Origin of the sequence: Halodesulfurarchaeum sp., assembly GCF_036626455.1 — an archaeon.
GTDB lineage: Archaea > Halobacteriota > Halobacteria > Halobacteriales > Halobacteriaceae > Halodesulfurarchaeum.
This window is the reverse complement of record NZ_JAZKRK010000001.1, coordinates 42168-53947: the sequence shown is the minus strand read 5'-3', so window position 1 is coordinate 53947 and position 11780 is coordinate 42168. Positions and strand designations below refer to the sequence as shown.

Sequence of the window (11780 nt, the reverse complement as noted above, 5' to 3'; positions counted from 1 at the left end):
CAATGCATCGTTAGTCACGAAACATTCATTTGAAGGGAACGGTCGAAATATCCTTGTAAGCCGCCATATTAAGAACGGTATGGGGAATCCGGAATCTGTCATTAACTGTCATAGTTGCGGCGCAGAGATATCGGTGGAAGACACTCGCTGTCCGAACTGTGACTCGCGGGTAACGACCAAACCATGGGGTATCGGTCTCGCGGTTTTTGGTCTGTTGATCGGGGTGGTATTTTTCTACGGAAACTTTTCCGGATTGATCTCTCGAAACTGGCAGGCGGGTGTCGCTGCTGGCATTTTTATTTCACTTATGGGCGCCCGTCTGTACTGGATTCGTCGGAAGAATCTCGCGAATGCTTCGCCCCCGTCCGAAGATTTGAACAATACCTAACTCGCTTGATTGGATTTTGGTATCGATGACTCGGGACTGTTATTTCCGGTCCCGTTAATGTTATACTTAGTGTCCACCTGACTAATGATATGAGGATTGCTCTCCTCGGCGGAACTGGAGATATTGGTGAAGGACTCGCGATCAGGTGGGCCAGGGATACCTCACATACGGTCCATATCGGTTCCCGAGATCCTGAAAAAGGGAAGGAGAAAGCCGCGGAGTATCGGTCAGAACTCACCGACCGGGGATTCGAAGTCGAAATCACCGGGTCGGGAAACGAAACAGCCGCGGCGGCAGCGGATGTCGTTGTGGTGAGCGTTCCGCCGCAGTACGCCGCAGATACAGTCGCTTCAGTTGCTGAAAGTCTGGAGAAAGGCGACATTGTCGTCAGCCCTGCTGTGGCGATGGACCGGGACAAATCTGGGTTCCACTACGACCGACCGGAGGGTGGAAGTATCGCTGAAGTTATTGCCCGGGCCACGCCGGAGGCCATCCCAGTCGTTGGAGCGTTCCAAAACCTCGCTGCCGGCGCACTCACTGACCTCGACAACGAACTCGATTATCACGTCGTTGTGACCGGAGACGATCCAGAAGCGCGAGTGGACATCAAAGAGTTGTCTGAAGAGATCGACGGAATCGACGCGTTGATTGGTGGTCCGCTTGCTAACAGTGGGGAAATCGAAGCGATCACGCCACTCTTGATCAATCTCGCGATGAATAACGACGGACTGCACGACCTCGGCGTGAAGTTCCAGTAACGAACAAAATCAGCGGAATTAGGTGGTGCTCTTCAATGAACCACGTCGACGTAATCCATTTTAGTCACATCCACCAGGCCGTTGTTCGTGATCCGATATTCTGGGATAACTTCTAGCGAGAGGAATGCCAGTTCCATTAACCCCGCCTCCGGTTCTACGCCGATAGCCTTCGCAGCCGCTTCTACGGCTTCGAACTGTTCGGCGACAGATTCGAGTGGGCGGTCAGCGATGAGCCCCGCAGCCGGAAGCGAAAGGGAGGTCGTCGTTTCAGTTTCTGGATCCGAGGCCGCGATTCCGCCCCCGATTTCACGCAAATGGTTTGCAACGGTCGCCATTTCTTCGTACGTCGTTCCTGCGACAACCAGGTTGTGAGCGTCGTGGGCGATCGTACTACCGATCGCTCCACGGTCCAACCCGAGGCCATGCACAAACCCGGTACCGACGCTTAAATTACTTGAGTGGCGTTCAATGACCGAGATCGGCAGGACGTCCTTCCTAAGGTTCGCTCTGAGCCATCCGTCTTTAGCCGGTACTGTAGACTCCATTTTGGCTGTCTGGAGTCCACCGAGGGAGTTGATGACCCGGACATCGACGGTTTCGGCTTCGGGAACACTCAGTGCCAAATCTTCGGGTTCGATCAGGGAAACATTCACGGTATCCGTCCTCAGCATGGTTTCGGGATACGATACGTCGGTACTGGTGGGGTTGCGCTCCCCGTCGATCAGTACTTGTTCGACCTCCCATGTTTCCAGGTCAGAAAGGAGGACGAGATCAGCCGGCGAACCTGGTTTGACCTTCCCGAACGGGAGATCGTAGCTTTCCGCGGTGTTGATCGTACCCATTTGGACTGCGGTGACCGGGTCAACTCCGTTTCGGATTGCTTTGCGGAGTGCCGCGTCAACACCTCCCTTTTCGACGATATCGACGACGTCCCTGTCGTCTGTACAGAGTGAGAGGTACCGGGTATCAACCTCGTTTGCCAGGTCCGCGAGGTCTGTGATATTCTTACTCGAGGAGCCCTCACGGAGATACACGCGGAGACCGACATCTGCCTTGGCCCGGGCTTCCTCGAGTGTGATGCTCTCGTGATCGTTGTCAAGGTACTGGGAGACTATTTGTAATTGGTTCCCTCTGACTTGGGGCATGTGGCCGTCGACGGTGAGCCCGTGGTCCTGAGCAGCCTGGATCTTTGCACGGATGTCATCGTCCCCATTGACGACACCTGGGATGTCCATAACCTCTCCCAAGGCGACCACAGTGTCCCCTTCAAGCAAGTCATCGACTGCCTCCGGCCCAAGTGTCGCTCCGTTATCCTGAAGCTGGGTGGCTGGGACGCTAGAAGGGACGGAAAACCGAGCTTTGAGCGGGGTGTAATCAGCATCTTTGATGACTGACCGAACCCCCGAGGCGCCTAACACGTTCGCGATTTCGTGTGGATCATGGACCACGCTTGTGACGCCGCGGGGCACTACGGCTTCGCCATAACGTGGAAGCGTTACCATGCTTGATTCCACATGCATGTGTGCGTCGATGAGCCCAGGTGCGATGTATTCTGTCTCGATTACCGCATCCGCCTCACGCTCTGCCAAGGCAACAATTTCACCATCGTCGATTGCAACTGCACTGCCCGGTTCAAGTTGGCCGGTGTGAACGTTTACAAGCGTTCCTTTGAGCAGCAGGTCGACCGTCATGTTAATCACCAGTTGTGGAAAGATCCAAATCAACCGCTTTTGCCTCACGACGGATCCGATCGGCATCCGCGACTTTTACCTCCCCATCTTGCATGAGAACGTTGCCGTCGACCATGGTGAATTCGACGTCGTCTCCCCGTGCCGAGAACACGAGATGCGAGAGCACATCGTGGAGCGGGGCCGCTCGGGTCACGTCAGTCGTTAAGCCAATGATGTCGGCCTTCCAGCCTTCCTCGAGTTTACCGACCTGGTCGAATCCGGCAGCCTCCGCTCCGTTAATGGTCGCCATTTCCAGAATGGTTTCAATCGGAGTGACCGTCGAATCGAGGTTGTCCACTTTCTGTAGCATTGAGGCCCTCGACATCTCCGAAAAGGCGTCAAGCACGTTGTTGCAGGGAGGCCCATCGTTGCCGAGGGCCACATTGATACCCCGATCGAGGTACTCAACAACCGGAGCAACGCCACTTGCAAGTTTCATATTGGACGACGGGCAGTGAGTCACGTTCGTCCCAGTTTCTTCGATGATATCACGTTCCGTCTCGTCAGTCCAGACACTGTGTGCGAGAATGACGTCTTCGCCAGTCAATCCAACTTTGTCCAGCCAGTGGATATTACGCATCCCCGTGTCTTTTTCGACTGTCTTTATCTCGTCTTGATTTTCACTCGCGTGGGTGTGGATTCGGACGCCGTCGTATTTGTCCGCGAGTTCTCGGCTGCCCCGTAGACATTCCTCCGTGCAACTCACTGCGAAGCGGGGCGTGACAGCGTACTGAATACGTCCGTCGTATGAGTTGTGATACGTCTCGATGAGCCGTTCAGTCTCTGCGAGCGCATCTTCTGTTTCTTCGAGAAGGCCCTCTGGGGTTCGCTGGTCCATCATTGCCTTCCCGGTGCGGGCACGCATTCCCATCTCACCGGCCGCTTCGATGGCTTGGTCTGCATGCGAGACCGAGAGGTGGTCGATAATTGTCGTTGTCCCGGTTTCGATGAATTCGAGGTACCCAAGTTCAGCAGCCAATCGCATCTGCTCGTCAGTCAGGTTGGCCTCCATCGGGAGAACGTAATCGAAGAGCCAATCCAATAGTTCTTGGTCGTCTGAGAGACCCCGTCCTAGGCTCTGGACTGAATGGACGTGCGCTCCCACGAGGCCAGGCATGAGGATGTCGTAATCGACGCGTTCGTGTTCCGGATACTGAGCTTCGAGTTCGTCGCAGTCACCGACGGCTTCAATTGTCGACCCATTGACCACCACTGCCCCGTCATGGATGACAGTCGACGAGTCGGTAACTACTGTGCCACGGAGAAACATTCTCTTATGAATAACTGCGGAAACCGATAAATCACTTTCGGAGTTTCAATCCATTTCGCGGCTGTAGGATTGGAGCAGCGCAGAGGGGACCGCGCTCGCCCCCTCCCGACTCTGTGCCACTGTAATTGAGAGCACGATCACCGTGATGAAGTACGGATAGGTGGCCATGATCTGCGGCGAGGCGAAAAAGGCGATTCCCTCGTTGACCACGTTCGGCAGGACGTCAAACGTGAGTGAAAGGCCCTGGATCCGGATCTGAAGGGCTTCGAGCATCCCGAACAGATACGCGCCTGCAACCGCGTACAGCGGACTCCAGCGCGCGAAGATGACGAGAGCGACGACGATCCACCCACGACCTGCGGTCAGTTCGCCGGTCCAAATTCCGGCGTATGCAAGTGAGAGGTGTGCGCCAGCCAGACCGGCCAGTGCACCGCCAATCAGTACTGCGAGGTATCGCAGTCTGAACACGCTTACCCCCATCGTATCGGCCGTTTCCGGATCTTCGCCGACCGAGATGATTTCCAGACCCAGATTTGTTCGGTTGAGCAGGTACCAGACCGCCGGAATGAGCGCAAACGCCAAGTAGTCCGTTGGTGGATTGGTGAAAAACGCTGACCCTAGAACTGGAATTTGGGCCAGAAATGGGATTGCAATATCACCAATTCCGTCGACGGATTTGCCGGACCACTGCGAGCCGAAGTAGGTTGTAAGTCCTGTTCCGAGGAGGGTTAACATGACTCCACTGATCACCTGATCTGATTTTAGAGTGATCGTGAGGAACGCATGGAGCAACGACATGAGAACCCCTCCAATGATAGCTACCACCAACCCGATCCACACGGATCCAGTGATGACAGTAGCTATATAGCCAGTTAGGGCGCCGACCAACATCATCCCTTCCATACCGAGGTTCAGGATGCCCGCTCGTTCGGCGATGATCTCACCGAGCGACGCGATGATGAAGATTGTTCCGGCACTGATCGTCGCATCTAGCAGGTTGGTAAGGAAATCAGCCATTGGTTACACCCCTTCCTCCGCGGTGGCGCCAGGTTTCTGGTTGGAACCGCCAAAGTTCACGTCGAGGTCGACTTTGTAGCTTTTGAGAAACTCAGCGGTAATCAAGAAGAGGATGACCAGTGCCTGAATCACCTCTATAAGGGCTGAAGGCACCGCAAAAGCCGTCTCAAGAGTCGTTCCACCGACCAAGAGTAACCCGAAGAAGAGGGCTGCGATGACCACCTTGATCGCATTATCCCGACCCAGTAGAGCGACGACGATAGCGGTAAACCCGTACCCCGGTGAGAAACCAGGCCGTAGTTTATTCTGAATGCCTGCAATTTCGATGAGTCCTGCCATTCCCGCAAGTGCACCGCCGACGACAAAAACCATCACATAGATCAAAAACGAGTTCATGCCCGCCTGATTTGCTGCATCCGGGTTCGAACCAGTGAATGTGATCTCGTAACCACTGTTCGTCTTTTGAACAACGACATAGATTATCGCCGCCGAAACGAGGGCGAAGATGATACCAATGTGGGACCCGATGATGGGGAGCTCTGGAAGCTGGGCGACTGAAGGGAGAAGTTCCGATTCCGGGAAGTTCCCGATACCACCTTGCATCGGGCCCCGAACCATATAGCCGTTGATCTCGATGGCCGCATAGGCGATCAACAGTGAAGTGATAATCTCATTGACTCCCCATTTGGCCCGGAGGAAGCCTGGGATGAAGCCCCAAAACGCGCCGCCGAGAGCGGCCCCCATAAACATGGCCGTGAGGAGGAGGAGGGGTGGAAGTGAGACATTCAGCGCGATCCAGGTGCCGACGATGGCACCGATGTAAATCTGGCCCGTCGCTCCGATGTTCCAAAGACCGGCCCGTAATGGGAGATACACCGCAAGGCCGGCCAGAATAAGCGGGGTGGACTTTTCCAGCACGTTCGCGATTCCAGTTAGACTTGAGAGTGGCTGAATGAACATTGATACATACGCGTCGATCGGACCAACACCGAGAGAAACCAAGGCCAGGGAACTGACCGCGAGTGCAGCTATGATGGTAAATACGGACGATCCGTAGGAGAGCCAATTCGGGACGCTCTTTCGGGCCGTGAAGTCCACATCGACGTTCATTGGTCACCTCCTGCTGCCCCACAATCACCAATATCGCCATTTTGGCCAGAACTCGCCGTATTATCCTGGCCACCGTCAGTAGCGACTGACGCTTCTGTAGTTCCTCCTCCGGTCATCTTCAGGCCAATCTCACCCTTGTCGGCCTCTTCAGGCGTGGTTTCGTACACGATTTCGCCTTCGTAGACAACTAATATACGGTCACTCATATCAAGAACTTCGTCGAGATTTTCGGAAACCAGTAAAATTCCCATGCCCTTGTCCCGCTGGTCCAGGAGGTTCCGCCGGATCGATTCGATCGCCCCGACATCGACACCCCTGGTCGGTTGGTTGGCTATGAGGACATCGGGGTTCCGATAGCTTTCCCTGCCGACGATGAGTTTTTGCATATTGCCACCCGACAGGTCACCCGCCTCCATTTCGCGTGGGTCGTTGATCCCACGGATGTCGAATTCTTCGATGATCTCATTTGTGTAGGCTTCCATCTCGCCGTAATCGAGGAACGGACCCGACTGGAATCGATCTTTTCGGTACTCCTTGACGCCGGTGTTATGCATGATCGGGAGTTCCGGTGCGAGCCCATATTTCAGTCGATCTTCCGGAATGAACGAAACCCCCTCATTGATAAACTCTATTGGGTGGGCATCCGTCAGATCACTGCCATCAACGGAGAGCGTTCCACCCTCAATGTCTCGGACGCCAACGAGACATTCAGCTAATTCTTTTTGCCCGTTCCCACTGACTGCGGCGATGCCGACGATTTCTCCGCTTCGAATTTGGACGTCGACTCCCTTAACGGCGGGGAGCCCGCGATCATTCTTCGCTTGTAGGTTCGAAGCCTCCATTGCCACTTCGCCGCGATCGAGTTCGCTCTTTTCGAGGTCAAAGAGAACTTCGTGACCGACCATCCGTTCGGCCAGATCTGTTTCGGACATGGCCGCCGTCTCGACTGTTTCAATGTGTTTGCCGTCCCTGAGAATTGTTACTCGATCCGTGATCTGCTTGATTTCATAGAGTTTGTGCGTAATGAAAATGATCGAAAGGCCATCGTCGGCCAACTCCTCCAGTGTCTCGAAAAGTTGGTCAGCCTCGTTTGGCGTCAGCACCGCGGTCGGTTCGTCGAGAATGAGCAAATCGACATCTCGATAGAGGGCTTTGAGTATCTCAACCCGTTGTTGTTCCCCAACTTCCAGTTGCCAAACGGGGTCAGCCGGGTTGATACCAAATCCGTAGTCCGAGGAAAGGTCGGCGATTTTTTCTTGTGGTCCCTTATGATCGATCGAGAACATTTCTCCAAGCGTTCCCAACAGGCCTGATGAACCCGTTTTGTCACTGGTGAACGTATTTGACGCCTCCCGTTTTCCAAGAATGACGTTTTGGGTCACCGATAGCTTCGGGATCAGCATGAAATGCTGATGGACCATTCCGATACCTGCGTCTATGGCCTGTTGAGGCGATCCGATTTCAATTTGATCACCGTCAAGATGGATTTCGCCAGCGTCCTTGTTGTAGAGACCATATAGAATTTTCATCAGCGTGCTTTTCCCCGCACCGTTTTCACCAAGAAGGCCGTGGATTTCACCTTTTTCAACTGTTAAGTCAACCTCATCGTTTGCAATTACGCCGGGAAATTTCTTAACTATCCCACGCATCTCCAAGAAGGAGCGGGGGCCCCCATTGGTCATGATTAACGTTCCTTTGTGACAGTGGAATCCTCATAAGGATTGCTATAATTCGATAGTTGAATCACCATGAGCCCTTATTTCATTCTCCAATGAAATATGATTGGAATAATTATTACGGACCCCCAATTGGTTGTGATTTGTAAGTATAATGGGTTAGGGTACACCTAAAACAGGTATATTTATTAAACCTGGGGGGTTTAGTCTTCATGCGAGTCAATCACTATGACAAGCATTGATGAGATAACACAACACACGTCCCGTCGAAAACTTCTCAAATTGGCCGGCACGGCCGGTATCATGGGCCTTGCTGGATGTGCTGGGGACGGGGACGGTGAAGAAACGCCGACTGAAGAACCGGAGGAAGGAACGACCCAAGAAGAACAGGAAACCATCAAAGCAGCGTTCATATACGTTTCGGAGACCGGAGACAGAGGTTGGTCCTGGGCTCTCAATGAAGGACGCGATGCCGTCGACGAAAAATACGATTGGCTTGAAACGTCGAGTTCAGAAGCAGTTTTCCCTGCAGACGTTGGCTCAGTGACCGAGGAATACACGAACGAGGGCTTTGATATTATTTTCGGCACCTCGTTCGGCTACATGGACCCGATGTACGAGGTCGCGGAAGAAAATCCGGATACGATCTACGAACATGCTACCGGTTACCGACAGCGGGAGAACATGGGCCGATTCATGGGCCGGATCTATCAAGCCCGGTATCTTGCTGGGGTCGCAGCGGGAATGATGACGGAGGAGAACATGCTTGGGTACGTCGCGGCCTTCCCTATCGCAGAAGTGATCCGTGGACTGAACGCATTCGCACTCGGAGCCCAGTCGGTCAATGAGGATGTTGAAATGCAGGTTCGATGGATCAATGCCTGGCACGATGCGACGAAGAACAAGCAGGCCGCTCAGGCATTGGTTGACGAAGGTGCAGACGTGTTGGGCCAGCACATGGACTCCCCCGCAGCAGTCGAAGTGGCGAACGAAAATGATGTTTGGTCCACGGGGTATAATTCTCCCATGGGTGAGTTTGGTGGAGAGAAGTACATCACCTCACCAATTTGGAACTGGGAAGCATTCTATGCTCCCACTCTTGAAGACGTCAAAAACGGGGAATGGGAGTCCGACTTCTTCTGGGAAGGTATCGGTTACGATTTCGAGGGGACGCCTCTCTTTGAGCTCGACGACTGGGGCCCCAATATCCCCGACAACGTGAAAGACGAAGTCGCCTCACAGCGGGAGGCGCTCGCATCCGGTGAGATGACTGTCTGGGACGGTTCACAATTCGAAGGCGAAAGTGACACGTTCTTATTCGAAGAATTGAGCTCGTTTGCGGACCCAGTTCAGGGCGAAGTTCCCGAATAAGGAAGAACAGATTCACTCCTGGCTCCCTTTTTACTCGGTTTTGTTTTTATTGGGTTAACGTGGCCCCGGACAGGGAAGCTACACTCTGGATTTCCTCGTAGTCTCACGGAGAAGGGATGCGAACCGATCGTAAAATCCAGTCTCGTACTTCGATTCGTCGTCGATGGTTGGGCGAGCATTGGTTTCCGAAACCACCCGTTTTTCCGAGGATTCCAGAATGTCGATCCCCAAAATTGGGATGTCCATTACCTCGGCTACTCGTTCGGCCAGCTTGCGGACCGGTTCTGACGGGTTAATACCCTTCGCTGTAGCTCCACTGTGGACGTTATGTTTCCATCGACCACTCGACCGGGCCTTGGCCGGCAATTTTCGCTCAACGGCACCGACTACTTTTCCGTCGAACACCATCACCCGAATGTCCCGGGCCCCTGAAAGGTATTCTTGTAACAAGTAGGTTCGATCCCGCGTAATCGGATATTCGTGGAGCAGATCGAGATAATCAGTCACGCCGAACAATGAATCTGGTTCAGTGACTTTGAGGACACCCTGGCCCCTTGTCGTCGAATTTGGCTTGATTACGGCGGGCGGATCAAACGTATCGAAGGCAGTTGCGAGTTCAGCCTTGTCGACGGGGTTAGAGATGACGACGGTCTCCGGAACTGGGACACCCGCGGCGTCGAGTCTAGCGAGGGTTTCAGCTTTGCTCCGCGAACGGAGGATTTCCTCCCGACCGTTAACCCACGGTATTTCCAAAAGCGCGGTTAAAACGCCGCCCTCAGGGATCCGACTCGGAAAAAAGAGCCCGACGTCAATAGGAGGCAACTCATGTGAGTCGGTGAGGGAAGTGACTTCTTCAGTGACTGTAATATGCTCAACCTGGATACCGCGGGACTCTAAAGGACCTTCAATTCGGGCCGCGGTTTCCTCCCAATGTGCAAGACCAACCTTCAACATTGTTTGTCCCTCCCTGTGCCTTGCCGTGGCTTTGATCCCTTCTTTTCATAGTACCCATCTGGGTTAAACAGAGAAGCCGATTTATTGGCCCTCGTCCTCCAAATCTCTCGTTTTCCTGTTATCGGTTTCATATACACATCCAATGGTTGATCCCTATTGAAACAGCGGGGTGCCACCGCATCGAATGAGTTTTTGGATCGTGCGAGGCGAACAACTACCGGGTTAACCGTCGAAAACTCAAGTAGCAAAGGAATACTTCCCACTATATTCACAAGTACAAGTCCTTTTTGCCCCATTTAAACAATCCGTGGACATTTGATAACACATCCTAAGTATGTTTTCAGTTTGCTGCAAAGCCGTTCACTCCGTGACGAGATCAACCTATGGCAAACGGTAAAACCCGGCTTCTCCCTGAGGTCCTTTACTCCCCATTTTCTTCCTCGTAGTTCCATTCTTTCAGCGCGGACCGAACGATGTCATTGGATTCGGCTCGGTACAAGGTGTCAGTCGAATCGTGTTCGCCGAATTCGAAGTCTCGGATGACTGCGACCGGGAACCCATCATTTCCCTCGCCAGTCACCAGATTCGCCGCAGCGGACAATTCGTCAATGACACTTTCGACTGTAACTTCCAGTTCGTGACCATCCCGATCGATCTCCCCACGCCAATCCCGGGTCGCCGGGATCCCAGCCCAACCGATCGCGACTCCGCGTTGGGCCGTTCGAAACGGTCTTCCCGAGGTATCAGTGACGATGACGGCTGGGTCGGCCGAAAACGCTTCTCTAATTTGTGCCGCTGATCGTGATGGATCTTTCGGCAGGAGTAATAGATCATTAGACCCGGTATTCGATCGGTCAATGCCTGCGTTGACTCCAATATGCCCGAATTCAGTCAATGAGAGAATAAACGGAACTTCTGTTATTAACTCTGTGCTATCCTCGATAATCGCCTGGATAAAACGCGGATCCACAACGTCTCCGTGTATTGACGTGAGCCGTTGACTGATCCGATCGGCTCTCGTAGAGGGGTCAAAGGAGGATAAATCCGCCGCTCGCCCCTCCACTTTCGAGACAATCGTACTTGCGATACAGACCACATCATCGTCACGGATGTCCGAACTGTCTTCGATGGTTGCTGCGATAGCATCGCCGTTCGTGAATTCGGGCAGATCTGGGACGGCGAAAACGTGCATGCGTAGTAATTCCTAGGCGGAGATAAAATATCCCCGATTCAAAACCGGTTCTGCGCCTCGATTATGAAGCGTACTCGGCTGGCAGTCGTTATTGTCGTAACTTTCGGGTGATGTACCCCGCAACGCGATTCCGTACTTTCTGTGATTCGACCTCAGTCAACTGTTGAACGTTTTCCTTGTTCGTCTCGAAATCATCGCTGAACGTGTTCCGATGCTGTCCAAGTAAAGAGTCCCCCAATTCGATCACTCGCTCCGGTTTAATACTCATACAATTGGATTAATCTGGGCAGGAACTTAATACTACGGTGGCTTGC

The 11780-nt window shown here is 53.4% G+C and carries 10 protein-coding genes; 2 read left to right on the top strand and 8 right to left on the bottom strand.

Features of this window, described 5'->3' with window-relative positions:
• Positions 1-477: 477 nt before the first annotated feature.
• Positions 478-1146 carry an NADPH-dependent F420 reductase gene (gene npdG, locus V5A26_RS00270; RefSeq protein WP_332320016.1) on the top strand — a complete coding sequence of 223 codons (669 nt, stop codon included), beginning with the start codon at positions 478-480 and terminating at the stop codon, positions 1144-1146.
• Between the two features lie 32 nt (positions 1147-1178).
• Here npdG and ade read toward each other — a convergent pair whose 3' ends face one another.
• Genes ade through V5A26_RS00245 form a run of 5 tightly spaced genes read right to left on the bottom strand, consistent with a single transcriptional unit; the run spans position 1179 to position 7922 of the window.
• Positions 1179-2837, bottom strand: a complete 1659-nt coding sequence (gene ade / locus V5A26_RS00265; protein WP_332322154.1) for an adenine deaminase — start codon at positions 2835-2837, stop codon at positions 1179-1181.
• Between the two features lies 1 nt (position 2838).
• Complete coding sequence (locus tag V5A26_RS00260; RefSeq protein WP_332320014.1) at positions 2839-4146, bottom strand: 5'-deoxyadenosine deaminase; 1308 nt, start codon at positions 4144-4146, stop codon at positions 2839-2841.
• A gap of 45 nt (positions 4147-4191) precedes the next feature.
• Positions 4192-5163 (bottom strand): ABC transporter permease, encoded by a 972-nt coding sequence (locus V5A26_RS00255; protein WP_332320013.1) that lies wholly within the window; start codon positions 5161-5163, stop codon positions 4192-4194.
• 3 nt (positions 5164-5166) lie between these two features.
• Positions 5167-6273, bottom strand: coding sequence for an ABC transporter permease (locus V5A26_RS00250; protein WP_332320012.1), 1107 nt, complete (start codon positions 6271-6273; stop codon positions 5167-5169).
• A complete protein-coding gene (locus V5A26_RS00245; protein WP_332320134.1) occupies positions 6270-7922 on the bottom strand; it encodes an ABC transporter ATP-binding protein in 1653 nt (550 codons plus the stop codon). The genes V5A26_RS00250 and V5A26_RS00245 overlap by 4 nt, the downstream gene beginning before the upstream one ends.
• A gap of 255 nt (positions 7923-8177) precedes the next feature.
• Between V5A26_RS00245 and V5A26_RS00240 the strand changes: the two genes are divergently transcribed.
• Positions 8178-9320 carry a BMP family ABC transporter substrate-binding protein gene (locus tag V5A26_RS00240; protein ID WP_332320011.1) on the top strand — a complete coding sequence of 381 codons (1143 nt, stop codon included), beginning with the start codon at positions 8178-8180 and terminating at the stop codon, positions 9318-9320.
• A gap of 78 nt (positions 9321-9398) precedes the next feature.
• Here the strand turns inward: V5A26_RS00240 and V5A26_RS00235 are convergent, their stop codons facing one another.
• The 3 genes from V5A26_RS00235 to V5A26_RS00225 all read right to left on the bottom strand — a co-directional run bounded on the left by V5A26_RS00235 (position 9399) and on the right by V5A26_RS00225 (position 11734).
• Positions 9399-10274 (bottom strand): ATP-grasp domain-containing protein, encoded by an 876-nt coding sequence (locus tag V5A26_RS00235; protein WP_332320010.1) that lies wholly within the window; start codon positions 10272-10274, stop codon positions 9399-9401.
• Between the two features lie 421 nt (positions 10275-10695).
• The gene (locus V5A26_RS00230) at positions 10696-11466 is read right to left on the bottom strand and encodes a coenzyme F420-0:L-glutamate ligase (protein WP_332320009.1); all 771 of its coding nucleotides are present in this window, start codon (positions 11464-11466) and stop codon (positions 10696-10698) included.
• An 88-nt stretch (positions 11467-11554) separates the two neighbouring features.
• Complete coding sequence (locus V5A26_RS00225) at positions 11555-11734, bottom strand: 30S ribosomal protein S17e (RefSeq protein ID WP_332320008.1); 180 nt, start codon at positions 11732-11734, stop codon at positions 11555-11557.
• Between the last annotated feature and the right edge of the window lie 46 nt (positions 11735-11780).

What these genes read in the sequence shown, in the direction of transcription:
- V5A26_RS00225 (WP_332320008.1), bottom strand. Translation starts at nt 11,734, where the DNA reads ATGAGTATTAAACCGGAGCGAGTGATCGAATTGGGGGACTCTTTACTT.
- V5A26_RS00245 (WP_332320134.1), bottom strand. Translation starts at nt 7,922, where the DNA reads ATGCGTGGGATAGTTAAGAAATTTCCCGGCGTAATTGCAAACGATGAG.
- npdG (WP_332320016.1), top strand. Translation starts at nt 478, where the DNA reads ATGAGGATTGCTCTCCTCGGCGGAACTGGAGATATTGGTGAAGGACTC.
- V5A26_RS00260 (WP_332320014.1), bottom strand. Translation starts at nt 4,146, where the DNA reads ATGTTTCTCCGTGGCACAGTAGTTACCGACTCGTCGACTGTCATCCAT.
- V5A26_RS00240 (WP_332320011.1), top strand. Translation starts at nt 8,178, where the DNA reads ATGACAAGCATTGATGAGATAACACAACACACGTCCCGTCGAAAACTT.
- ade (WP_332322154.1), bottom strand. Translation starts at nt 2,837, where the DNA reads ATGACGGTCGACCTGCTGCTCAAAGGAACGCTTGTAAACGTTCACACC.
- V5A26_RS00230 (WP_332320009.1), bottom strand. Translation starts at nt 11,466, where the DNA reads ATGCACGTTTTCGCCGTCCCAGATCTGCCCGAATTCACGAACGGCGAT.
- V5A26_RS00235 (WP_332320010.1), bottom strand. Translation starts at nt 10,274, where the DNA reads ATGTTGAAGGTTGGTCTTGCACATTGGGAGGAAACCGCGGCCCGAATT.
- V5A26_RS00250 (WP_332320012.1), bottom strand. Translation starts at nt 6,273, where the DNA reads ATGAACGTCGATGTGGACTTCACGGCCCGAAAGAGCGTCCCGAATTGG.
- V5A26_RS00255 (WP_332320013.1), bottom strand. Translation starts at nt 5,163, where the DNA reads ATGGCTGATTTCCTTACCAACCTGCTAGATGCGACGATCAGTGCCGGA.